General features: G+C 36.9%; 18 protein-coding genes and 2 pseudogenes. 12 read left to right on the forward strand and 8 right to left on the reverse strand.

Going from position 1 to position 25459, the window contains the following annotated elements:
- Nucleotides 1–134 precede the first annotated feature (134 nt).
- A complete protein-coding gene (locus M2R48_RS07195) occupies nucleotides 135–2339 on the reverse strand; it encodes a TonB-dependent receptor family protein (RefSeq protein ID WP_262087458.1) in 2205 nt (734 codons plus the stop codon).
- Nucleotides 2340–2524: 185 nt separating this feature from the next.
- Nucleotides 2525–3232 (reverse strand): SIMPL domain-containing protein, encoded by a 708-nt coding sequence (locus M2R48_RS07200; protein WP_004721692.1) that lies wholly within the window; start codon nucleotides 3230–3232, stop codon nucleotides 2525–2527.
- A 499-nt stretch (nucleotides 3233–3731) separates the two neighbouring features.
- Here M2R48_RS07200 and M2R48_RS07205 point away from each other — a divergent pair, with 499 nt between their 5' ends.
- Nucleotides 3732–5105, forward strand: a complete 1374-nt coding sequence (locus M2R48_RS07205) for a diaminobutyrate--2-oxoglutarate transaminase (protein WP_004721690.1) — start codon at nucleotides 3732–3734, stop codon at nucleotides 5103–5105.
- Nucleotides 5106–5108: 3 nt separating this feature from the next.
- Nucleotides 5109–6641 carry a pyridoxal phosphate-dependent decarboxylase family protein gene (locus M2R48_RS07210; protein ID WP_004721689.1) on the forward strand — a complete coding sequence of 511 codons (1533 nt, stop codon included), beginning with the start codon at nucleotides 5109–5111 and terminating at the stop codon, nucleotides 6639–6641.
- Nucleotides 6642–6809: 168 nt separating this feature from the next.
- Here M2R48_RS07210 and M2R48_RS07215 read toward each other — a convergent pair whose 3' ends face one another.
- The 4 genes from M2R48_RS07215 to mutS form a co-directional block, all read right to left on the reverse strand.
- Nucleotides 6810–7529, reverse strand: coding sequence for a D-Ala-D-Ala carboxypeptidase family metallohydrolase (locus M2R48_RS07215; protein ID WP_004721687.1), 720 nt, complete (start codon nucleotides 7527–7529; stop codon nucleotides 6810–6812).
- A 140-nt stretch (nucleotides 7530–7669) separates the two neighbouring features.
- Nucleotides 7670–7993 carry a ferredoxin FdxA gene (fdxA, locus tag M2R48_RS07220; RefSeq protein ID WP_004721686.1) on the reverse strand — a complete coding sequence of 108 codons (324 nt, stop codon included), beginning with the start codon at nucleotides 7991–7993 and terminating at the stop codon, nucleotides 7670–7672.
- Nucleotides 7994–8342: 349 nt separating this feature from the next.
- Nucleotides 8343–8873 carry a GNAT family N-acetyltransferase gene (locus tag M2R48_RS07225; RefSeq protein ID WP_410004177.1) on the reverse strand — a complete coding sequence of 177 codons (531 nt, stop codon included), beginning with the start codon at nucleotides 8871–8873 and terminating at the stop codon, nucleotides 8343–8345.
- Nucleotides 8874–9295: 422 nt separating this feature from the next.
- Nucleotides 9296–11950: a DNA mismatch repair protein MutS gene (gene mutS / locus M2R48_RS07230; protein ID WP_262085593.1), complete on the reverse strand. Its 2655-nt coding sequence runs from the start codon at nucleotides 11948–11950 to the stop codon at nucleotides 9296–9298.
- 436 nt (nucleotides 11951–12386) lie between these two features.
- On the opposite strand from mutS, the pseudogene M2R48_RS21610 reads away from it, so the two are divergent.
- Nucleotides 12387–12686: pseudogene (locus M2R48_RS21610) on the forward strand (IS1595 family transposase); the annotation flags it as partial.
- Between the two features lie 556 nt (nucleotides 12687–13242).
- On the opposite strand, the gene M2R48_RS07235 reads toward M2R48_RS21610, so the two are convergent.
- Nucleotides 13243–13617, reverse strand: coding sequence for a DUF1090 domain-containing protein (locus M2R48_RS07235; RefSeq protein ID WP_262085594.1), 375 nt, complete (start codon nucleotides 13615–13617; stop codon nucleotides 13243–13245).
- 403 nt (nucleotides 13618–14020) lie between these two features.
- Here M2R48_RS07235 and M2R48_RS07240 point away from each other — a divergent pair, with 403 nt between their 5' ends.
- From M2R48_RS07240 to M2R48_RS07265, 6 genes are all read left to right on the forward strand, one after another.
- Nucleotides 14021–14563 (forward strand): fimbrial protein, encoded by a 543-nt coding sequence (locus tag M2R48_RS07240; RefSeq protein WP_056515326.1) that lies wholly within the window; start codon nucleotides 14021–14023, stop codon nucleotides 14561–14563.
- A 62-nt stretch (nucleotides 14564–14625) separates the two neighbouring features.
- Nucleotides 14626–15372 (forward strand): molecular chaperone, encoded by a 747-nt coding sequence (locus tag M2R48_RS07245; protein ID WP_262085595.1) that lies wholly within the window; start codon nucleotides 14626–14628, stop codon nucleotides 15370–15372.
- A 17-nt stretch (nucleotides 15373–15389) separates the two neighbouring features.
- Complete coding sequence (locus tag M2R48_RS07250) at nucleotides 15390–17984, forward strand: fimbria/pilus outer membrane usher protein (RefSeq protein WP_262085596.1); 2595 nt, start codon at nucleotides 15390–15392, stop codon at nucleotides 17982–17984.
- On the forward strand, nucleotides 17981–19270 hold the full coding sequence (locus M2R48_RS07255; protein ID WP_262085597.1) for a fimbrial protein: 1290 nt from the start codon (nucleotides 17981–17983) through the stop codon (nucleotides 19268–19270). Before M2R48_RS07250 ends, M2R48_RS07255 begins: the two co-directional genes overlap by 4 nt.
- Nucleotides 19270–20010: a molecular chaperone gene (locus tag M2R48_RS07260; protein WP_262085598.1), complete on the forward strand. Its 741-nt coding sequence runs from the start codon at nucleotides 19270–19272 to the stop codon at nucleotides 20008–20010. Before M2R48_RS07255 ends, M2R48_RS07260 begins: the two co-directional genes overlap by 1 nt.
- 90 nt (nucleotides 20011–20100) lie before the next feature.
- Complete coding sequence (locus M2R48_RS07265; protein ID WP_004820352.1) at nucleotides 20101–21108, forward strand: AraC family transcriptional regulator; 1008 nt, start codon at nucleotides 20101–20103, stop codon at nucleotides 21106–21108.
- A 171-nt stretch (nucleotides 21109–21279) separates the two neighbouring features.
- On the opposite strand, the pseudogene M2R48_RS07270 reads toward M2R48_RS07265, so the two are convergent.
- A pseudogene (locus M2R48_RS07270) lies at nucleotides 21280–21820 on the reverse strand (integrase core domain-containing protein); the annotation flags it as partial.
- Nucleotides 21821–22143: 323 nt separating this feature from the next.
- Between M2R48_RS07270 and moaA the strand changes: the two are divergent.
- The 3 genes from moaA to M2R48_RS07285 all read left to right on the forward strand — a co-directional run bounded on the left by moaA (nucleotide 22144) and on the right by M2R48_RS07285 (nucleotide 25432).
- Complete coding sequence (moaA, locus tag M2R48_RS07275; protein ID WP_262085599.1) at nucleotides 22144–23199, forward strand: GTP 3',8-cyclase MoaA; 1056 nt, start codon at nucleotides 22144–22146, stop codon at nucleotides 23197–23199.
- A 95-nt stretch (nucleotides 23200–23294) separates the two neighbouring features.
- Entirely contained in the window at nucleotides 23295–24218 is a 924-nt protein-coding gene (gene moaCB / locus M2R48_RS07280) for a bifunctional molybdenum cofactor biosynthesis protein MoaC/MoaB (RefSeq protein WP_262085600.1), read from the forward strand.
- Nucleotides 24215–25432, forward strand: coding sequence for a molybdopterin molybdotransferase MoeA (locus M2R48_RS07285; protein ID WP_262085601.1), 1218 nt, complete (start codon nucleotides 24215–24217; stop codon nucleotides 25430–25432). The genes moaCB and M2R48_RS07285 overlap by 4 nt, the downstream gene beginning before the upstream one ends.
- Nucleotides 25433–25459: the final 27 nt, after the last annotated feature.

Below are 25459 nucleotides of genomic sequence, written 5' to 3' on the forward strand. Positions count from 1 at the left end.
TGTTCTAACTGTTATTTTAAGAGAATAATCATAGAATATATTCAAATAAAAGTAATTAAAAAGCGCTAATCTCAATCCATGAGATTAGCGCTTTAGTTTTAAATGCTTTGTAAATCTACAAATTTTTCAAAAAATTAGAAATCAACAGAAGTTTGTAGATAGAAAGTACGCGGTTGCCCTACGTATTTACCACCTGTAGAGTCAGATGAACGAGTAAAATATTCTTGATCAAATAGGTTTTTAATCCCACCAGCAACTTTCAAGCCGTAAAAATCTTGTCCAAAATCATAACCAGTACGTACCGCAAAAGTTGAGTAACCTGGGATATCACCAGTACGACCATCTGCCGTTTCAACGGTTTGGTAAACATTGCCTGAACCCGGCGCATGTTGTTTAGATTGAGCAAACATATCTGCATTGACAGACCATTTGTCAAAGCTATAACCAAGCCCTAAATTTCCAACATGTCTTGAATAATAAGGTAAGTCCTTACCAGCAAATTTACCTGCCTCAGACACTGCTTTGGTAAATGTATAGTTACTATAGACTTTTAAGCCTTGCAGAGAGTTGTAGATATTACCAAAGTCATAACTTAGGCCAAGCTCTACACCTTTATGACTGGTTGCACCTAGATTGGTCCAAATGCCTGTACCAATATTGTCAGGGCGTTCAAGTAATAATTCTTTATCAAAGTCTAAATAGAACACTGTAAATTCAGCATTTAAGCCATTGCCGAGATATTTAGTCCCAATTTCGTAGTTGTTGGATTTTTCAGGATGTAAACCATCTAAAGTGGTTATCGCTTTATTTCCTTCAACTTTAGCCAATTGGTTATATTGTTGAGGACCAAAAGAAACCGCTGCATTGGCAAAGATATTCCATTGTTCATTGAAATTGTATTGCACTGCAAGGCTTGGTAAAAATTCATCAGAATTTATTTTTGGATGTACTGTATTGATGAATTTACCATTTTGATAAGCGGTATAATCATTATGGGTTTTAATTGACTCAAAACGTACACCTGGAGTGATGGTCAGTGCACCGAGACCAAAACGGTTATCAATATACACGGCATGCGCTTTGGTTCCACCTTCACTAGTGGTGTTGGCAAGACGCTCACCTGGCGTCCCTGTTACAGTATTATATGGCGCTGTACGGCCCGAAAACTCTGAACTGTCTTCTTGTAAATAGCGATAACCAACTGTGACTTCATTATTCATACTGCCTAAAGTGTAGGCACGTGAATAACGTGGTTCAATGCCAAAATATTTATAATCACGTGGAGAGTTACTAATTCGACTATTTGCAGTACCTTCTACAGCTGACTCTAGATCACTGGTACGGAATGAATCGACATAATAACCAAGGATTTCAAAGTTATTGCGTTCATCTTTATGGCTATATTTAACAGAAACATCTGAACGACGCCCTGCAAAATAGTTACGGTATTGGTTCGACTGGTATGGGTTTTTGGCATAATCCGCAGTCGTTAAGCCTTCTGGCATTTCGCCACGACCTTCATAATGATGCAAATTAAGTGCAATCGAATCTGCATCTGTAAACTGATATGACGACTTTAACATGACGTCATCAATATCTATGTCGTTATTGGCTTCGCGATAGCCATTTCCTTTGGTTCCTGAATAAAGTAGCGCAAGACCTAAACCATTATCCATAGTACCGCCGATAAATAGGTTTGGGCTGTACTTGAGTTGGTCGGTACCTGTGGTGAATTCTGTGGTTAAACCAACAGAGCCTGATAGTTTTTCAGGGATTGCACGGGTATTAAAGTTGATGATTCCCCCCACGTTTTGAGGCCCAAAGCGGACTGAACCTGCGCCACGAACAACGTCTACAGATTCAATATTGCCCATTGAAACAGGTGCCATAGACAATTGTGGTTGACCATAAGGCGCGAAGGATAATGGAACACCATCCATCAAGACAGTGGAGCGCGGTGAGAGGCGAGAGGTTAAGCCACGTACACCCAGATTGAGTGAAACATCACTCCCCCCTGTACCATTGCTGTCCTGAACCTGAACCCCTGGCACTTGTTTTAGCGCATCACGGATAGAGGTCACCGCAGATTCGTCCATTTTTTTACGATCGATAATGGTACGTGCACCTGCATGCTTGTGAACTTTTTCAGCATTGGCTGCTTCAAGCCAGTTTCCTTCAGCTTGTACGGTGATTGTTTTAAGTGTTTGCGTTGAAGTTTCTTGATCGTCTTCGGCAAAGGCAGCATTGGATATAAAGCTAAGTGAAACAGCAATTGCAAGGCTGAGATGTGAGGGTTTAAACAGGGTGAAGTCAGGTGTTCTATGGCTTGAAATTTTCATAAAGAGATAGGCATTTGAAATTGTGCGTATCTTAATCTCTTCAAGCATATTTTTAAATCAGGATGATTATCATTTAAAACTATTGTTTAATTCAAATTAATAGATTTTTTAATCAAATATTCACTCTTTTATATTGCAATAGTAAAAAACCGTGCATAAGCACGGTTTATATAATAATCAAAAACTTACTTAAACTGGATTGAACCATTGGCATTGACTGTGATTTTTGACTCTCCCGCTGCCATATTTTGACCACCAACGGCATCAGCAGCTTCGAACTTAGCCATAGATGCGCGTGCTGCATAAACAGGTTGCGGATAAGAGTTGCTGGTATTGATGTTGATATTGACCAAGTTATAAGACGATTTATTCCATGCTTGCGTTAAAATTTGCGCGCGTTGTTGGAAGTTCTTCGAAGCCTCAACCATCAATTCATTTTCAACTTTTTTACGTTGTTCATCAGACACTGTGAAATTAATCGATTGTGTTTGGAAGCTGGTTTGCAACTCGTTGATTAACTGGCTTGCCGCTTTAAAATCTTTACTTTCGATTTGAATTTCTGCACGACCACGCCATTCTTTCAATTTTTGGTTGTCATTGTCATAAACAGGATAAGTGGTTTGTGAACCTGTTTCGACTTTAACTTGTGGATACTTTTTCGAAATGCTAATAGCTTGATTCATTAACTGGGTGATTTGAGAAGATAACTCAGCAGGTTGCTTGTTGTTTTTCTCAATAAAAAGTACAGCATGCATTTCATCATTAGACACTTGACGTGTCGCATCTGCTTGAACGTTGACAATATTGTAGTTTAACGGGTCATTTTCTGCTGCCATCGTCATTGTGCTCAGTGTGGTTCCCAAGAGTAAAGTAGTTAAAGCTAAATAACGCATAATGAATCCTTAAAATTGTTTGACTAAATTTTATGACCGAAAGATATATTGTATAAATTGAATCTGTTTTTAATCATAAATCTGGTTTGCGGAAAACTATGGCAGATTTTGTGGTGCATTTGTAATAATTTGCATATGAATTGCAATTTTATTTTGAGTAAAATGTTTTAAAAATTAAAAGCTTATCGAGTTTGATTGTGATAAGAAATGATCAGAATGGTTAAGATTTATAAAGTGATTTTAATTATCGGCTTTTCTTTGCTTTGTCACATAGTATGATGATAATAACGAATTAGATTTAGCTAAATGTTTTTTTCGATAAATGGAGTGTGGATAAGTACATAAAAGATATTTATTTTCTTGTAAAAAACTGTATTATCGCGCTCCTAGTTATGAAGATTAAAAGCACTCTAACTAGATTTCTATAAAGCACCGAGTCAAAGGACCACAAGTCACCCGACTTATTTCTTTCAACCCATATCAGAGATGGTAATTCGATATGAGCGTTACTTCTGTAAATCCTGCTGCCACTTCCACAAACGAATACTACTTGACTCGCCAAAGTCAGATGGAATCGAATGTTCGTAGTTATCCACGTAAATTACCGTTAGCGATAGCGGAAGCACATGGTTGTTGGGTTACCGATGTTGAAGGTACAAAGTACCTCGATTGTTTAGCTGGGGCAGGAACATTGGCATTAGGCCATAACCATCCTGCGGTGATTAAAAGTATTCAAGACACTTTAGCGAGTGGTCTCCCTTTACATACTTTAGATTTAACAACGCCTTTAAAAGATGCTTTCACTGAAGCACTGCTTGCACAACTTCCGGGTGGGCAAGAAGAGTATTGCTTACAGTTCTGTGGCCCATCTGGTGCAGATGGTACAGAAGCAGCGATTAAATTGGCGAAAACCTATACAGGTCGCAATACAGTTATCAGTTTCTCTGGCGGTTACCATGGGATGACTCATGGCGCGTTAGCGATGACAGGTAACTTATCTGCTAAAAATGCGGTAAATGGCTTAATGCCAGGCGTACAATTTATGCCATACCCGCATGAATACCGTTGCCCGTTGGGTGTTGGCGGTGAAGCAGGTGTTGATGCCTTAACTTATTATTTCGAAAACTTCATTGAAGATGTCGAAAGCGGTGTAACTAAGCCTGCAGCTGTGATTCTTGAAGCAATTCAAGGTGAAGGCGGTGTGGTTACAGCACCGGCGAAATGGTTGCAAAAAATCCGTGAAGTGACTGAGCGTCATAACATTGTGTTGATTTTGGACGAAGTTCAAGCGGGCTTTGCACGTTCAGGCAAAATGTTTGCTTTTGAACATGCTGGTATTGAACCTGATGTTGTGGTGATGTCAAAAGCAGTGGGTGGTAGCTTACCATTGGCTGTTTTGGGTATTAAACGTAAGTTTGATGCTTGGCAACCTGCAGGTCACACAGGTACTTTCCGTGGTAACCAACTTGCAATGGGTACTGGTCTTGCAACGATCAATACCATTAAAGAGCAAAACCTTGCACAAAATGCGCAACAACGTGGTGATTTCTTACAAGCTGAATTGAAAAAATTAGCGCAAGAATTCCCATGTATTGGTAATGTTCGTGGTCGCGGTTTAATGATCGGTATCGAAATTGTGGATGAGCGTAAGCAAGCGGATCATATGGGTTCTCTTCCTGCGGATTCACAATTGGCTGCTGCAATTCAAACGGCATGTTTTAACAATAAATTATTGTTAGAAAAAGGCGGCCGTAGCGGTACAGTGATTCGTTTACTTTGCCCATTGATCATTACTCAAGAAGAATGTGAAGAAGCTATTGCGCGCTTTAAGAAAGCGGTTGCAGAGGCTCTTATTGCAGTTCGAGGCGCTTAATTCATGGTAGATTTTGCAGAACATCGTAAAGCGTTACTCTGCAATGATGCTCAATCTATTGCTGACTATGAGTCAGCAATGGGTGAGGCGACTAAAGCGGTCGCAGCATGGTTGCAAAATGACAAAATGTATACAGGTGGGAGCATTAAAGAACTTCGTGAAGCGATTTCTTTTGCACCGTCTAAACAAGGTCTAGGTTTACACCAATCGCTTGAACGTATGGTTGAGCTTTTCCTGAACAAAAGTTTAAAAGTACATCATCCGCACTCTTTAGCACATTTGCATTGCCCAACCATGGTGACAAGTCAAATTGCTGAAGTCTTGATTAATGCGACCAACCAATCAATGGACTCATGGGATCAAAGCCCAGCAGGTTCTTTGATGGAAGTTCAATTGATTGACTGGCTGCGTCAAAAAGTAGGTTATGGTGCAGGTCAGGCAGGTGTGTTCACCTCTGGCGGTACTCAATCTAATTTAATGGGCGTATTGTTAGCGCGTGATTGGTGTATTGCCAAGAACTGGAAAGACGAAAATGGTCTGCCTTGGTCTGTGCAACGTGATGGCGTTCCAAGTGATGCCATGCGTAATGTCAAAGTGATCTGCTCTGAAAATGCACATTTTTCTGTGCAAAAGAACATGGCGATGATGGGCATGGGCTTCCAATCTGTGGTGACTGTTCCAGTCAATGAAAATGCACAGATGGATGTTGATGCGCTCGAAAAAACCATGGCGCATTTACAGGCTGAAGGTAAAATCGTTGCTTGTGTTGTTGCTACTGCTGGGACAACCGATGCAGGTGCGATTGATCCATTGAAGAAAGTGCGTGAAATCACCAATAAATATGGCGCGTGGATGCATATCGACGCAGCATGGGGTGGTGCACTGATCTTATCGAATGACTACCGTTCAATGCTTGATGGTATTGAATTGTCTGATTCGATTACATTGGATTTCCATAAGCATTATTTCCAAAGTATTTCATGTGGTGCGTTCTTGTTGAAAGATGAAGCGAACTATCGTTTCATGCATTATGAAGCTGAATATTTAAATTCTGCTTATGATGAAGAACATGGTGTACCGAACCTAGTGTCTAAATCTCTACAAACTACACGCCGTTTTGATGCGTTGAAATTGTGGATGACGATTGAAAACCTAGGTGAAGAGCTTTATGGCTCAATGATTGACCATGGCGTTAAGCTAACTCGTGAAGTAGCAGATTACATCAATGCTACTGCTGGTTTGGAAATGCTGGTTGATCCACAATTTGCATCGGTATTATTCCGTGTAATACCTGACAATTATCCAGTTGAATTACTTGATACTTTGAATCAAAACGTTGCAGATGAATTATTTGCGCGTGGTGAAGCCAATATTGGTGTAACTAAAGTTGGACAGGTTCAATCTTTGAAAATGACCACTTTAAGTCCAGTTGCAACTTTAGAAAACGTCAAGAATCTTCTTGCCTTGGTGTTAGAAGAAGCGGATCGTATTAAAGATGCAATTGCTGATGGTACCTATACGCCTGCAATTGACTAGATTGATATCCAGTTGATTGACGTTTGAAATAGATTGATTTTATTTCAAAAAACGCCCGATGAATTTCATCGGGCGTTTTTATTTAAGGGTGTTTTGATCTAAAATATGATCAAATACTTGGTCATAAAAAAGAGATCTTATTGATCTCTTTTAAATTGAATGTAAGTATTAAAAATTACACATTGAGCTATTACGGGTGAGATCAGGTCCCCAAGTACGATATCCTTGAGTATCAATATGGATTTGCCCTGAAGCATACAGTCCTAAGCCCATGTTTAAGCTTTGACCATACTGCGACCAGAACTGGCATAATTTGAATTTGGTATGTTCAATATACGCATAATCTTGAGGTTGAGGATTTTCTGGCCCAATACGGAAATCAATGGCTGAATTGAATAAGTGACGTGAAGATCCAGCACCACCGGCACATTGGTTTAAAGGTAAGTCTCGATATACCGAGGTTACAGTAAAATCAGTCAGAACTTTAGAGGCAACCAAGTATTTAAATACTTTTAATGTTGGTAATTGATTACTCCAAAGCTCACGGCTTGGAATCATATATTCAGACTTACCACACTTGTCCCAATCCCGTGCAGTTTTAAATAACTCAAAACTAGGAATAATATTTCCAGCATTATTTTGTTCAAGAAAACGTTCATAATCACGTGCACGTGACTGATTGTCTCCATAGATCAACCATTGGCGATAAGATGAAGGCATCGTTTTAGGAGGAATGGGGCGCTCAATCGTAATTTTTTCTTCGGGGATGTAAATACGCTGACCATGCGACGTGCTAATTGTTGGATTCTTTTGAGGGGAAGATGTACATCCAGCCAGAATCATTGTAGTAACACCGACAGCAAGTAAACCTTTCAAAATAAATTTCATTCTCAATATTAGCTAAAGCAAGTAACGGGCTATTTTAGTCTAGTTTGGCGCGTGTATTATGGATAAATTGCAAATAAATGTACAATTTACATATTAAAATGCAAAAAGATCAGCCTAAGCTGATCTTTTTTATACAATACTTATTTTTCTAAGTATTGTAATTTATCGGCTTTACCATTCCACTCTTCACGATCTTCAGGTTGATCACCGATTTGAGTAATGTTTGGCCATTTTTGAGCAAGTTCAGCATTTAGTTCAATAAATACTTCTTGACCTTCAGGGAGTTCATCTTCAGAGAAAATTGCATTTGCAGGACACTCAGGTTCACATAGCGCACAGTCAATACATTCGTCTGGACTAATGACTAGGAAATTTGGACCTTCATAAAAACAGTCTACTGGACATACTTCTACGCAGTCTTGATATTTACACTTAATACAATTTTCAGTGACAACAAAGGTCATGGCGTCAGCTACCTAAAAATATGGTTCTAATTAATAATGCTGTATTTTAGGGAAAACGCCGCAAACTAACAATTGCTTTTATTGATATTTAATATAGAAGAACCTGCTAAATCAATTTTTTTTATAGAAAATTCTCCTAACTTGTGATGAATTATGCATTTTTTAAAATATGCGCTGTTATTTTGATGTGGCCATAGGTGAAAAAATGCTAAACATATTCAAAAAAGAACATAAATATGAGACTAAATCACAGAAGCGAAATGGGGTTATTACCTTCGTGTGCTGGTTTTTTAGTCAGCCACCATCTTTAGAATTATTTAGACCTGTATTTTTAGTATCCGTTAGATCATCACAATATATAGATAAGATGAATATCTTCGGGTTCTAATTCCCATAATTGCTGATCAGGTTTTTCTAAGACCATCGCACCTTGTTTAAGATAAAAGTCGACAGTACGCTGGGTTGGTGTTGCTGAAATATACAGTTGTTGTGCACCAAGTTGCTCAGCTGATTTTATCGCAGAGTGCATGAGCTGTGTACCAAGACCAAGAGCTTGATGATTTGCATCGACATAAAAATATTGTAATAGCTTCGCATCTGGATAATCCCTGATGACTTGATTAGATACCAGTTGCACACCAATTAATCGATTCAATTGATTAAATGCGCCCACACATCGCCCACCTTGAATAAGATGCTGCTTTAGCAGCGGGGGATCATTTTCTAAATGATATTCATCCCAGCTTTGCACATCATAAAAACAATCAACCAAATGTAATTTTTGTTTTTGTTGTAGATACATTTGAGTGATTAATTCACGTCGATCAATATGTTGCCAAATGAGATCTATATCGGAAAGTTGCAGGGGCTTGAGTGAAATATTGATATTATTCTCCTAAAACTTAGAGGGTCTGTAGACATTTCATAAATGGCTTGCGTTGTAGGTTAAAATTGAGCAGGCAAGGCAGGAAACGAAGAGAATAGCGAGACTATTTTCGAGTTTCATAACGTAGGCTGAGATAATTTTAGCCACAACCCTTCGGGACTAGAGTTTTTTTTGCTGCTACATCGTTACGAACTACTGATTTAGAATGACTAAATTACGTATTTCGTGTCTCGTATCACCTAAAAAACACACGTAGTCGCAAACATAGACGAATTGTCAACAGACCCTATTTAATCACCTATTATGGAGTGCTTTAAATTATCGTCTAGATTGCTCTTTAAAGATCAATATACGCAAGTTATTTCCAGCCTAAGTAGAGAATTTTAAACTTACTTAGACTGGATAGCTGTTACTGCTTATGCATTTAGTGCTGCTTTTAATGCATAGAGGTGATCTAGCGCTTGGCGAGGCGTTAAATCATCGACATCAATATTTGCTAAAGCATCGAGTACAGGTGATGATTTTTCAACTTCAATGACTTTTTCAATTTCAATGATGTGTTCAAACTTTTCAGGTTCAACGGTTTCAACTTCGGCAAATAAGTCATTTTGCACAACGGATTGCAATTGTTGCTGTTGTTGTTTCTCTAAAATTTTTAAACGCTTTTGCGCTTCTTTAATCACTCCAGCAGGGATCCCAGCAAGTTTTGCAACTTGTAAACCATGACTTTGACTGGCAGGACCTTGTTGCACTTTATGCAATAGAATCAAATTACCATTTAACTCTTTGGCCGTCACATGGTAGTTATCAATTGCCACTTCTTTTGAAAGCTCAGTTAATTCAAAATAGTGTGTGGCAAAGAGGCATAGACATTTGATTCGTTTGGTCAGATCAAGCACACATGCCCAAGCTAGGGATAGCCCATCATAAGTGCTTGTACCACGACCAACTTCATCCATAAGCACCAAAGACTGATTGGTTGCATGGTGCAAAATTTGAGATGTTTCGGTCATTTCCACCATAAAGGTAGATTTACCCGTAGATAAGTCATCAGCAGAGCCTATTCGAGTAAATATACGGTCAATTGGTCCTAACTTCGCTGTTTTAGCTGGGACGAAACTACCACAATACGCCAGCAAACTAATCAGAGCAGTTTGACGCATAAAGGTCGATTTTCCGCCCATGTTTGGCCCTGTAATGATCGCCATACGATGATTGAAATCGAGTAGGGTATCGTTGGGGGTAAATGGCGTTTTACTGAGTGATTCAACTACAGGGTGTCGACCAGCGGTAATTTTAATCCCGATTTCTGGGCTATATTCAGGTCGGTTCCAATTATTCAAACGGGCTTGATGGGCAAAGTTTGCCAATAAATCGATATGGGCAATCGATGCACTCATCATTTGTAAATTGGCAATATCCGCTCTTAATTCTTCAAGTAACATTTCAAAGAGTAGTTTTTCTCGCGCAAGTGCACGTGATTCACTGGACAGTACTTTATCTTCAAAAGATTTTAATTCTGGGGTGATATAACGCTCGGCATTTTTCAGCGTCTGACGACGGATGTAATGATCAGGCGCTTGTTCTGCTTGGGCACGGGTGAGTTCGATATAGTAACCACTGACACGGTTATAACCAATCTTCAGGGTATTGATGCCCGTGTTTTCTCGCTCTTTGATTTCTAAATCAATCAGGAATTGGCCTGCGTGATCACGGATTTTACGCAGTTCATCAAGCTCATCATCAAAACCTTCTGCAATTACATTGCCATCACGCAATAGTACAGGAGGATGTTCAACAATCGCAGACAATAAACGTTGGTGTAATCCATTAAAATCGCCCAATTCTTCATTCAATTGTACAATTAATTTAGATTGTTGAGTTTCAAGAATCGGTTGGATTGCATGTCTTAAGAATGGGATTTGTGCACATGCTTGACGAAGCTGCACCAAATCACGAGGACGTGCACTGCCAAGTGCAACACGGCTTAAAACCCGTTCAATATCGCCAATTTCTTTTAAGACTAAGCGAACAGGACTTTCATGGTAGCCTTTGAGTAAAGTATCCGTTGCATCTAAACGTGCATCTAAGATTTGAGTATCACGAATGGGCTGCATCAAGGTACGTGCCAGCAATCGTCCGCCCATTGCAGTTTGGCAATCATTGATTAAGCTAAACAGCGAAGTGCCGTGCTCAAATAAAGGATCAATAATTTCTAAATTACGCCGTGTAACAGGATCAAGTGCAATAAAATCTGAGCTTTGTTCTAATTTAATTGAACGAATATGTGGTAACGCAGTTTTTTGAGTTTCTTTGGCATAGTGAATCAGTGCAGCAGCAGCAGCTTTAGCCAAGGGTAGATGGTCAATACCAAAACCAGAAAGTGTGGAAACTGCGAATTGGTCACATAAGGTTTTTTGTGCGTTATTTAAATTAAAATCGACATTAGGTCGTTTGGTAATTGGACATTCAATTTGTCGTTTAATATCTTCAATAATATTCGGGTCGACAATGTCCTCATCGACCAATATTTCGCTTGGCATTAAGCGAGCTAATTCAATCGCCAAGCTTTCAGATTTAAACTCTTGTTGTTGAACTTTAAAAATACCCGCACTTAAATCCAACAGTGCCATACCAATTTGGTTTTGTTGAAAGCAGATCGCAACAAGATTCGATGCTTGTGTTGCGGTTAGCAGGGCATCATCGGTCAATGTTCCAGGGGTAATAATTCGCACTACACCGCGTTCAACAGGTCCCTTACCTGTGACTTCACCAATTTGCTCACAGATGACAACCGCTTCGCCTTTTTTAACCAAACGCGCCAAATAACCTTCTGCAGCATGGTATGGAACACCTGCCATTGGAATAGGTTCACCATTGGCTTTACCACGATGAGTGAGGGTAATACCCAAAAGTTTTGCGGCTTTTTTAGCATCGTCAAAAAACAGTTCGTAAAAATCGCCCATGCGATAGAACATTAAAGAGTGTGGATGCTGCATTTTTACTTTTAGATATTGCTGCATCATAGGGGTGTGGGAGGATAAGTCAGCCATTGTTTCCATGCTATTCATGTATGTTAAATCTCTAAATTTAAATAATAAATAAGTTTATTTTGAAAGTTTGGCAATCTAACCAATTCTAACAACTTCTGTGCAAATCTGACCTAAGCAAAGGAAAAAGCATAGCTTTAGTGTACTTTTGTTCGTGCCAAAATTGAGTCAACAATGTGTGAGGAAACAAATTGGTTTCTCTCGGCCGTCATCTTAACAAATTGAGGCTGATTCACAAAAAGGAATCCGAAGATGAGTGCGGAAATTAGCAACAAAAAGAAAATGGCATGATCTGCTCGTGCTATTGATAAGATGAAGATAGGGGATGTCGTAAAAGAGGTGGGTTATCTCTATTTAACTAAAGTGATTATTGTTTTACGCTCTGAAGTTAAGAAAAATATACAAGGTGTGCGAAATTTAAAAGGACAACTTGAAGCAAGACGAACTATATACTTATGTAATTACAGATAAAATAACATCTGATAGCATCGTCTATACTGATTAATGGCGTAGTTACAATTCTCTAGATATAGCGGGTTCTGCCATCATAAAATTTATCATTCTACGCACTTTGCAAATGGTCAAAATCATTTTTATGGAATCGAAAATTATTGGAATTAAAATCAAAGGTTAGTATGAAAATAATAATATACCGAAAAAGATTATTTCCCTTATTTTTGAAGGAAAGGGGGGCAAGATTTACTACGGAAGTCCAAAACCACTGTTGAGAATTTTGAGATCATGGATTGAAATGTAAACCTCATCGAGTACGGCTTCGTTTTTTATTATTAGATGATTAATATTCTTTAAAAACAATTAATTAAGATAAATTAAAGTATCTATATATGTTTACAAATTCAATAATTGATTGCTTGGTTTGAAATAATTATATGATTAATTTTTTTAATGTAAAGTGTTTATATTTATAGAATTTTTCTGAGTATTTGGCATTTTTGTTTTATATGATAAACAAAATGTTTAAGATGTAAAGAAAACAATAATCAATAATTTTAAACTTTAACGTCCAGTTTTTTTAAGTAATTATTGTTTTGTCAAAATCAAGCACAAAGGTTAAACGAAAATATAATCGAACTTATCTAAGGAAAGGTGATCATGCATTTATTCTCATTTCTATCTTCTTAACGAGAGTTAAATATCAAGGTTGGAATGATGGACAAATTAAAAAAGTATTGAAAGAAGCGAAAAGTAAAGATTATGAATATTTATATTTTACTTTAAAAATGAGTTTAGATAAGGAAAATATTTAAGGTATATTGGAAATTCAGTTCAAAGGAACTGAATTTCCCTTTTAATTATTGAGATTTTAATGTTTTTATTTCATTTTCTAAGGCTTCAATTTTACGTTCTTTCTTTTTAATCTTATTTAAATTTCCAGATTTTTGCTCTAGTTGTATTTCTGATTTAAGTTTCTGTATTTTAATTTCTTTTTCTTTGGTTTTAGTGTCTGTTTTTTGCTTTAATGTCACATTGTTGCAATGTATCTGATTTTCTTTTAGTGCTTTTTTAAGACCATTTATTTCGTATGTATTATTATGTTGTATTGCAATTTTTAATTTACTTTCGATTTCTTGTTGTTTTGATTCGCATGATTGGAAATTTTGAGCATTTGAAGTGTTAATTGATATGAAGATTATTGAGGTTGTGGCAATACATTTATAAAAATTCATTCAGGTTATTTCCTTTTTAGCGTTTGATTGTTTTTATTTTAGTTTGAAAAATATTTATTTATCAAGTTATTTGATAAATAAATTTGAATAATAAACTTGATAAATATGATTGATTTCATTTTATTTCTTTAAGTCATTATTAAAATTCAATAATTTGTCTTGTATTGGGTATTTTATTATTTTTGTTAAACTTATCACTATTTTTCTTGTGAATTTTGAGTAAATTTATTTAATTGAATTTAATAAATAATTTTTTGAAATAATAAATTTATATTTAAATTTTTAAGAAAATTTGTTTTAAATGTATAAGTAATTTGTGTGAAATGTAAAGAATTGTTTGTCGCTTAAAGATTATTATCCTCATAGTTTCATTTGGTTTTATTTATCATTTAAAGGTGTATTTATGAAATTAGTAAATCGTTTTCTAGCAATAGCAACTATGAGCATTATGGTTACAGGCGTTGCAAATGCTGCGCCTACAGTAACATTTCAAGGGGAAGTTACAGATCAAACTTGCCAAGCTTCAATCAATGGTGGAACCAATGGCGTGGTTTTACTACCTACGGTATCAGCAAATACGCTAACTTCTTCTGGTGCCACAGCAGGTTTGACACCTTTTACAATTAATGTCACTGGATGTACTGCACCTAGCTCAGATCTTGATATTAAAACAAAATTTTTAGGTCACTCAGTAACTACGAGTGGCAATTTAGGCAATGTAGCAACAGTTAATCCTGCTACTAATGTTGCGATTCAGTTGACTAAAGAAGCTGCTGGAACAACTTCAGTTGTTCTAAATGGGCCAACAGCTGTTGAAGGTCTGAAATTACTCAATGGTGCAACAAGTGCCAGCCATGATTTTGGTGCGCGTTATATTTCTGAAGCTGGTGGTGCAACACAAGGTGCTGTGACCTCAGTTGTTGAATACACCTTAAGCTATCAATAAGGTTTTATCTGATCTGCTACTTAAGTAGCAGATCAATCAATTTTTTGGTTGGAGTGGTAAAAATGAGTAGGTGGATCGTCAATATTATAAAAAGTCATATTTTTATTGGTGGCTTAACCATAATGTCCGCTGCCTTCTCAGGTGTAGTTCTTACAGGAACACGTGTAATTTTTCCTGATGGCCAAAATGAAAAAACGATTTACTTACAAAATAAAGATCAATATCCAAACCTTGTACAAATTTGGCTAGATGAAGGGGATGAAGATTCTACTCTTGAAAAAAGCAAAGCTCCCTTTGTTGTTAGTCCACAGATTTTTCGGATAAATCCAAATACTGGACAAACTGTACGCTTAATATTTACGGGTGAGGAAAATGTCTCAAAGGATGTTGAGTCACTGTTTTATTTGAATTTTTCTGAGTTTCCTGCGCTAAAAAAACAAGACAGCGATAGTAGCCGTTTAATGATTGTATTTAAGAATCGTGTCAAGGTTTTTTACCGTCCTAAAAATTTGAAAGGTTCTACAGCTGATGCTTATAAAAAAGTTCAATTTGCCTTGGAAAATGATGGAACAAAAAAACAATTAAACATTCAAAATTCGTCTGAATATTATGTGAATATTAAAGAATTAAGTTTAGTTGCTGGAAATAGCGAAATCGTGGTGAAAAAAAATGACTTAATTGCTCCAAAAGCTAAAGTTAATTGGGTAATAAATAATAATACGCATAGTTTAAAAGATTCAAAAATTAAACTTACCCTTGTTAATGATTATGGTGCTTTAGTCGTCCACGAGATTCCTCTGAATAAATAATAAGCGAGTATAATATTATGTTTGCTGAATATTTTGGCCGTAGAAGCTTATTGTCTATATTTTTAGTAGGTTACTTGATTGGTGGTTATAATTCTGCCGATGCAAATGATCATGTTAATAACGATGGTGAATATATATTTGATCAAGCATTATTCCGTGGGCAATCTGATCATCAAATTAAGCTATTAGAACGTTTAAGTGAAAAAGAAGATATATTGCCAGGATTTTACAAAGTGGATGTTTTTGTTAACAAGCAAATTATTGAACGTATGGATTTAAAGTTTGTAGAAGACCAACAAAAAAATATTTCACCATGTTTTGATTTAGTTGCTATAGAAAAATTAGGAATTTCAGAGCAAATTTTGATAAATATTAAAAAACAGCAAGATCAATGTGTTCTCTTATCAAATTATATTCAATCCAGCTCAATAGATTTTAATTTTGAAAAGCTTCGACTTGATATTAGTATCCCTCAAAATGATATGCATAATATTCCACGGGGCTATGTTAATGCATCCCAATGGGATGCGGGTGAAAGTATTGGCTTTATCAATTATCTGGGTAATTATTATCATACTTCATATCAATTACAGGATCATTCGCAGACTCAATCTGCTGCATATGTATCATTAAATGGTGGTGTAAACATTGGAAAATGGCAATATCGTCAACAGTCTAATATTAATTATAGTCCAGAAATAGGGACAAAATGGACCAATATTCGTAGTTATATTTCTCGCCCTATAGAACCTATTCAAGGTGTACTGACTTTAGGGCAGACGTATAGTTCTGGAAAGTTTTTCTCAGGGTTAAGTTTTAATGGATTGAGCCTTAGTTCCGATGAAAGGATGTTACCTGATTCATTACGAGGCTATGCACCAACAATTCAAGGTATAGCTAAAACCAATGCAAATGTTTCTATATTGCAAAATGGAAAGGAGATTTATCAGACAACAGTAGCGCCAGGCGCGTTTAAAATTTCTGATTTATATCCTACAAATTTTAATGGTGATTTAATCGTTAAAGTTAGAGAAGCTGATGGAACGATTTCTCAGTTTAGTGTTCCATTTTCAGCTGTACCTGAGTCTCTACGTTTAGGTGCTTCACGTTATAACTTAGATGTAGGGAAAACTCGTGATATTGGAGAGGACACTTTTTTCTCTAATCTTACTTATCAACGAGGAATAAGTAATAGCGTCACATTAAATTCAGGATTACGGCTAGCAGATGGTTATCAAGCTGGCCTCTTAGGTGGAACATATGCATCAAATATCGGTGCTTTTGGTGCTAACTTAACTTACTCTAGAGCAAATTTACCTGATGAAAATATAATAACAGGTTGGATGACTAACCTGACCTATAGTAAGACTTTTCAGCCTACCAACACGACAGTATCTTTAGCAGGCTATCGTTATTCAACTGAAGGATATAGAGATCTAGGCGATGTTATTGGGCTGAGGAATTCTTATAAACATGGTTATCGTTGGGAGTCATCGACTTACCAACAACGCTCCCGTTTTGAAATTACGCTGAACCAAAGCCTTGGTGATTACGGGATATTATTTTTATCAGGATCAGCACAAAACTACCGTGATGGTCGTGATAATGATGTGCAGGCACAAATTGGATACGGCAAAGCATTTCAAAATGGTTTGACGCTCAATCTGGCTGTAATGCGACAACGTTATGCTTATGACAATATCATCAACAATAGATTTGATGAAATAGATTCAAAACTACTTGATAATCGTCAAGATACCTCAGTGAATCTTTCCTTGAGCTTTCCTTTAGGACGATACAAAAAAGCAAATTTACCGAATTTAGATTTAGCTTACTCATATGCTGAAAACGCTAAAGAGTTTTATCAAAGTACATTGTCTGGTTCTTTAACTCAGGATCAATCACTGAATTATGCAGTAGGCCTCAGCCATGATCGAAATATGCAAGTGACGACTTGGAATACAAATCTCAATAAACGTTTAGACAATAGTAATTTAGGTCTAAATGCTTCAATGAGTGATAACTACTGGCAAGTTTCAACTAATCTGCAAGGCGCATTAGCGGTGCATTCTGGAGGGATCACATTTGGTCCATACCTTGGTGAAACTTTTGCTTTAGTTGAAGCCAAAGGCGCTGAAGGTGCACGACTCTTCAATGGTCAAGGTACACGAATTAATCATCAAGGCTATGCACTTATTCCTGCAATTACACCTTATCGCTATAACAATATTTCATTAGAACCAAAAGGCATTTCTGATCGTGTTGAGATTGAAACAAATGATCAACGTATTGTTCCCTATGCTGGTGCAGCGGTAAAAGTAAAGTTTAAAACCAGAATGGGTTATCCATTACTCATCCAAGCAAAATTGGATGCTGATGAATTTGTTCCTTTAGGTGCTGATGTAATTGATTCGCAAAATAATGTGATTGGAATGGTGGGGCAAAGTGGTCAAATGTATGTTCGTACTCCAGCAAAGCAAGGGGTTCTAACTGTCAAATGGGGCGAAGAATCAGATCAGAAATGTGATGTTCATTATCAGTTGAATGATGAACTTCTTAAACAAACGATTATTCGTCTGGAAGAAACGTGTAAATCTGGAGAGTTGAAATGATCCGCATACAATTCAAAATATTAATTTTATTGGGATTCTTTTTATCTATCTTTGCCCATGCTAACTGTACAAAAGTGGGAAACTTTCTAGCAACTGATGGTACTACTGCACCTATTGTGTTTGGAAAAGTAAACTTAACAAGTTTATATTTACAACCTGTTGGGAGTTTAATGGGGAGTGCTGTTGTCCCTCCAACAAGTTATACCTATGGTGGAGCGAATGCCTCGACAGTATTTTGGGAGTGTGACCTTACAGATTTACCGAATATCCAATTCTTGGTAGCTACAAATGGTGATGATCGAGTAGGGGGCTATTGGGATTTGGGTGGACTGTATGATGGGCTTCCCAATGTATATGCAACTTACTATAAGTATGTTGGTATTAAACAAACAATGGATGGGGTGGTTTTAACTCGCTATTGGAAATCCTTGCCAGTCAAAAATTACCAAACTGTCGGAAGTAAAATACGAATTAGATTACAAGATATCCCATCGCTTTATGCAGAACTCTATAGAGTTAGCCGTTTAGCACCTCAATCTGGTTCAGGTAGCGCTTATTGTGGAACTGGTATAGACAATCAAATCACGGTGGGCTCATATACCTGTATACAGCCTAATGCATATATTCAATTAAAAGGACCGGGTTTAACCAGTGATAATGTTGGAGAAGATTCGAATACAAATTATAGATTTTGGGGGGTAAATAATGGGATAGGCTATGGAATGCGCACTGGAAACTCACTTGCGAATCAGCCAACTTGTGTTGCTCGAAATGCGACTCCTATTGTTTTTTTCAATACGATTAATACTCTAGCGCTTGGTGCAAATCAATCTGTACAAGAGAACTTTAATGTATCTATTGAATGTTCCAATCAAGTTACTTCAGGTACAGCAAGTAATCAGACTGCTATTGGTATACAGACTTCAAATGGTGCATTTGCAGCAGCACAACAATTAGGTTTAGTAAATGCTCAAAATGGTGTGACTGCTTTACTCTCAGATAATTATACTGATGCACAGTCAGCAAAAGGTGTAGGAATTTTCTTAAAAAACACAAATACTGGGACAGATATGAATTTTGTTGGTCAGCCAGGTTTAGCAGGTGGGGGTACTGCAGCTGGTTGGTATCCTGTACTAAGTGGAGCGCAAACAGGGGCATCAACAGAGTCAGGCTATACGCATTATCTACATAATTTTACCGCAATCTTAAAAAAACTACCTGGAACTGAACCAATTAAAGCTGGGAAAGTTAATTCCACAGCATATGTATTAGTTAAGGTACAGTAATGAAATTAACAAAATTTACACTATTATGTATTTGTTTGTTTTATTCATTTCTATGTCAAGCTGGGGTATTGGCTGCTAAAACACGGATAGTTTTTAAGGACGGTGAGCATGAGCAAAGTCTAATGTTAGCAAATACTAATGACTATCCTATTATTCTACAAACATGGGTTGATCAAGGAGAAGGGGATCCTGATATTAATAATATGCCGTTTCTAATATTACCACCTTTTGTAAAACTCGCATCAAATGACATTCACGGGCTTAGAATTTTGTATAATGGCAAGGCTCTACCAAACGATAGAGAGACTGTTTTTTGGTTAAATCTATATGAAATACCAATGATTAAGCGCCATAGCGATCAAGCTGCGTATATGAATTTAGCAATGAATACTCAGCTTAAATTATTTTATCGTCCTAAACAGATCGCAAAAATGTTGCCTGAAATGATTGTAGAAAAAATACATTTCAAAATCGTTGAACAAGATAAAAAAAATTATATCGAGTGTGAAAATCCCACGCCTTATCATGCTTCATTGATCAACTTAAAAATTGAAAGTCTTTCTCAAAAAATATATATACAATCAGAAATGGACATGATGTGCTACCCGTATTCAACTAAACGTTATGAAATAGCTGGTGAACTTAATAAAAATGATAATTTATATACACTTAGCTTTGATTTTCTTGATGATGATGGTAATGCAATTCACTTTCAGAGAAATCTGAACCCATTTAGCTAATGATATAGAACCTTGGTATAGTTCTATATGTTCTAATAAAATCTGATGCTTAGCGATTAATCTTTTTTAGATGTACAGGGAAAATTAAAGATGAAGCGTATTTATAGTTTAAAGTCTGTGACGAGCGGTTTAATTGATTTGTTAGAGCTTTTTATTTTAAAAAAAAATTTAAATGTCGCTAAAATTGCAAACAATTTGTATGAAGACAAACGAATTCCATTCACTGAATGGTTAGCAATGTTGAAAGCAATTGAAGAAAAATATAATAGACCATCTCTAGGATTAGAAATTGCTAGATATGTAAAACCTTCACATTTAGGTATTTTAGGATACATCGGCTTATCATGTGAAAGCTTATATGATGCACTGCCTTTTTTTATTAAATATCAAAGGCTTTGTTATGATTTTATGCAAATGGAAGTTTCTATTGAAGATGAAAGCCTTGTTGTGTCATGGGAGTTTGATGCAAACTTTAAAGCAGGTAAGTTAGCGGATGAGACAATGATTGCTATATTTTTTAATATTGTAAACATCATTGTAGCACCCAATGTTGTGAAGTTGAACAAAGTGGAGTTTGTATTCGATCGACCCAAAAATCCACGTACTTATGAAAAATATTTTGATTGTAATATTGAGTTTTCGAAAAATAGAACAAGAATGCTTTTTGCGAAAAGCAATTTAGAGTTGCCCATAAATAAGGCTGATCCTGTTTTAAAAAATATTTTAAATAGGCAAGCAGACATTTTGTTGATTGAGCTACCAGAAGTGAATTCATTTGATGAATTGGTGCAACAAAATATTATCAAAGCTATTCATCAAGGTAATATCAATATTGAATATGTTTCCAAAAAAGTAGGTCTTCCTACGAGAATTTTTCAATACAAATTACAAAAACAAGGTTATACATTTAAGCAACGTCTTAACCAAGTTAGAAAAGGACTGGCATTACAATACCTTGAGGACAGGTCATTGAACATTAATGAGATATCAGCTTTACTCGCTTATAACGAACAAAGTTCTTTCAACCGAGCATTTAAAACTTGGTTTGGTATGAGTCCAATACAATGGAGAAAAGATTTTAATAAAGATGCTATTTGAAATAGGTAAAGTTAAAGAATTATATTTGTTTTGTTAAATTCACTAAGTTTTATTAGAAATGGCTCAGAAATTACTTCTGTTAAATTTACATGTACTCGCTCAAACCTGATCTGACAGTTACCCTTTTTTAGTGTGTCTGTCAGGTTAAATTTGAGCTAGATTCTTTTCAGCCTAAATTCGCTTCCCTTCAAGTAATCTTTCTAGTGATGTGTGACCACTGCACATTTTTCTCCTGATAAGTTCGTTCAGTATTATAGAATTTTGCCAAACGTCTAGAGTCGCTTGTAATTCCTCTAATGTACTATATAGCTTCTTCCTAAATGTAATTTGATAAAACTCTTGCAAGATCGTCTTTATGGAAACGCTCGCATATTCCATTCGTTTGTGGGAGTGCTGGTTTTGTTTTTGTGTGATCAATATCATTGATGGCTAAACATAGCTCATAATTATGTTGTTCAACCTTACCGCAATATTCAGTACCTCTATCTGTCAGGATACGCAGCATTGGTAGATCCTGTGACTGATAAAATGGTATACAGGATCATTTAAAAAGATCTGCTGCTGTAATCGGTATTTTCGTTGTATAGAGCTTACGAACGACTTTGCTGTAGGTGTCGATGAAAGTTTGTTGAAAGATTCGACCAACACCTTTGAGATTGCCAACGTAAAAGATATCTTTTGCTCCAAGATATCCTGGATGGTGTGTTTCTATTATGTTTGCCTTTGCGTTGGTAAATACGACCACGTTTTGGATCAAAGAAGATTAAAAGATTTCATCGATTTATCGGGGCTTGGCAGTAGAAGATGAATGGCTTGTATGATAGGTTTTAGGTACGAGTTTGTTGATCTGTGAATGATATTGCTGAACAAGGCCATACGGACTGGTTTTACAACAAAGTTCAATAAGAAAGGTTGATTAGGCTTTGAATGAGCAAGTGTAGGGTACTTAGATTAGGCGTTATTGCTGGTTTTATCTATTTTTGCCACGCAACTTTAACGAAGCAAAACTGTTTTTAAGTGCTGAGAAATAAAACGATGAAGGTATCAAAACAAAGCTCTGTAAGCATAAGCTCTGAAACAAAAAGCCAGTTTGAATCTATTTTATCAGCACATTTACCTGAATCGAAATTAGTTGATCAGTTTCAAAGACACAAAAGAAAACTAAGAATTTCATTGACTGATCGATGTAACTTTAAATGCAGTTATTGTATGCCTGATCATCCGAGCTGGTTAGCTAAACAGGATATTTTAAGTTTTGAAGAACTTTATAGATTTTGTGAAGTGATGATTAAGCTTGGCATCACTCAAATTCGCTTAACGGGTGGCGAGCCGTTGATGCGAAAAGGGCTCGTGAATTTTATTTATACGCTCAATACGTTAAGACCATTAGGTTTACAGCGTGTCTCAATGACGACGAATGCTTATTATTTAGAAAAATATGCAGTTGAGCTAAAACAAGCTGGGCTTGATGATCTAAATATAAGTTTAGACAGTATTGATCCAGCCACTTTTTTAAAAATGACTCAAAAACCCTTAACACCCGTATTAAAAGGAATTGAGGCGGCAAAAGCTGCAAATATTCCAATTAAACTCAACTGTGTTTTGGTGTATGGAGAGAATCATCAGGAAATATTGTTATTAACTGAGTGGGCTTATCAAAATGACTTTGAACTACGATTTATTGAATACATGCCATTGGATCAACCTGAGCATTGGCAGCGAGAGAAAGTCGTGGTTGAGGATGACATTATCAATATACTTTCGCCACATTTTCGTATCGATAAATTAGAACGAAATAATGACCCAGCCACAATATATACACTCAATCAAAGTTTTAAACTGGGTATTATTTCCACCATCAGTAAACCCTTTTGCCAAAGTTGTGATCGTTTGCGTTTAACCGCGACAGGTGAGTTATTTACATGTTTGTTTGCCAACACAGGTATTTCTGTTCGACATTTATTGGCTAAAGCTCAGGGAAAACAATTGATAGCAACAATTTTGGATACGGTTTGGCAAAAAAAAGCAGGCTATATTGCTTACCAAGCTGCGCCCATTCGTAAGATTAGTATGCATTCTATTGGAGGTTAATTTTATACATAGAGATAGAATTGTATATGCTTTTTTTATTTGAAATGAATCGCTTATTGTGAAGTTGTGTATTATTTAAATTGACAGGATTTTTTATGAAAAATGTAGGCATGAAGCCTGAGAGTTATCGTATTGCTACTGCAAGTTCAGAGTTATTCGCGCCTCCGCATTGTTTACAATTATTAGCAGAGGGTAATACTGAAAAAGGCGATGCACTAAAAACAGCACGAATCGCAGGGATTCTTGCAGCCAAACGTACCGATGAGCTTATTCCGCTTTGTCATCCTTTACCTATTTATCGAGCTGATGTCGATTTTGAAATACTAGCAGATCGCGTCAAGATTACGGCAACCGTAGAAACGATTGCGCCAACTGGTGTTGAAATGGAGGCTTTAACTGCCGCTAGTCTGGCTGCGCTCACGATTTATGACATGTTGAAACCGCATTGTGAACCAGATGAACTGATGATTGGTCATTGCAAACTTGAATTGAAAAAGGGCGGGAAATCGCACTATAAGCGCCATCTTCGACAAGCTGTATCAGCGGCAGTCATTGTGTTATCAGATAGTGTTGCTTCTGGCAAAAAACCTGATACTGCGGGACGTTCTGTGGTTGAAACCTTAACTGAGGCTGGATTTGATCCAATTCACTATCAAATCATCGCTGATGAGCCTTTGCAACTAAAACAATTGATTTCAGAGTTGGTGCAATCTTATGGATGCATCATTACGGTAGGTGGGACAGGCATAGGCAAGCGCGATATTACTGTTGATACGATAGAACCATTATTGGAACGAGAGCTGAATGGTCTGATGGAAGCAGCACGTGCTTTTGGTCAAAGACGGACACCTTATGCTGCAATGTCTCGTGGTGTTGCTGGTTTTATTGACCGTTCACTGATCATTACTTTACCAGGAAGCCGTGGTGGCGCTTCTGAATCTATGGCAGCGATTTTACCTGCCTTGGTGCATATCTTTGATGTATGTCGAGACTTACCACACCCAGGAGGTTATGAATGAGTTGTTGTGGTCAAGGATTAATAGGTTTAGATCAAGCATTGGCAGCTTATTCTACGGTTGAACCGCGAGCGGTTCAGACTCTGCCACTGGTAGAAGCACATCAACATTATCTGGCACAAGATGTTCTGTCTGAGATTGCATTACCTCTATTTACTCAGAGTGCAGTAGATGGCTATGCCTTAAAAAGTGAAGATATTCTTGCCGGTATTACCGTGTTTGAATTGGTTGGAGAAATACGCGCAGGTATTGAAGAAGATGTTCAGATCGAGTCTGGACAATGTGTTCGAATTTTTACAGGCGGTAAATTACCAGAGTCGGCTGATACGGTTACCAGACAAGAAATAGTATCTAAACTAGATAGCCGAATTAGTTTAAATCAAGCGCTTAATAAAGGGACGGATATTCGTTATCAAGGCGAAGAATTATCTATTGGGACAATATTGGCAAAGCAGGGCCAATATCTAAAAAGTGGCTTAGTTGCATCACTAAGTATGGCAGGGGTAAAAGAGGTCAGTGTTTTTAACCATCCTCGTATTGCTGTATTGATTACAGGCGATGAAGTCAGCAAAAGTCTTGATAATAGCGCTCAGGTTTTTGATGCGAATTCGCCAATGGTTTTAACATGGTTGAAGGAAAGAGGTTTTTACTCGATCCATTTAGAACATGTGATAGATGATGAAATTGTCTTGAAAAAGGCTTTAGCAAATGCCTTAGATCATTACGATTTAGTTATCACGACTGGCGGGGTTTCAGTTGGAGATTATGATTTGATTCGTCCTGTTTCTCTTGCATTAGGGGCAAATGAAATTTTTTGGCAAGTTGCTCAGAAACCAGGCAAACCGATTTATTTTGCTGAATATAAAAAACCAAACCAGACTTCCTATTTATTAGGGTTGCCGGGTAATCCAGCAGCAGTATTTGTTTGTTTAGAAATCCATGTGTTGACTTTGCTTAAAGCAATGCAAGGTTTAAAAGAAGCCAAACCAGAATGGGAGAAGGCGAGCTTAAGTGAGGCTGTAAAAGGTGATAGTCGGGAGCAACTGTTGCGTATGAAATTGAATGTTGATGAGCAAGGGCAACTTAATGTTTCAAAACTCAAAAAACAGCAATCGCATATGTTAAGTAACTTAAGTGAAGCGAATGTTATTGGTCGAATTCCAGTGTTTAACAATACTGAAAATTGCCCCAAATTCATTGAGTTCATTCGTCTTTAGTATTTTGAGTCTAATACGCTTGGGTAA

It is taken from the genome of Acinetobacter sp. I-MWF (genome assembly GCF_025433935.1).
Lineage (GTDB): Bacteria > Pseudomonadota > Gammaproteobacteria > Pseudomonadales > Moraxellaceae > Acinetobacter > Acinetobacter guillouiae.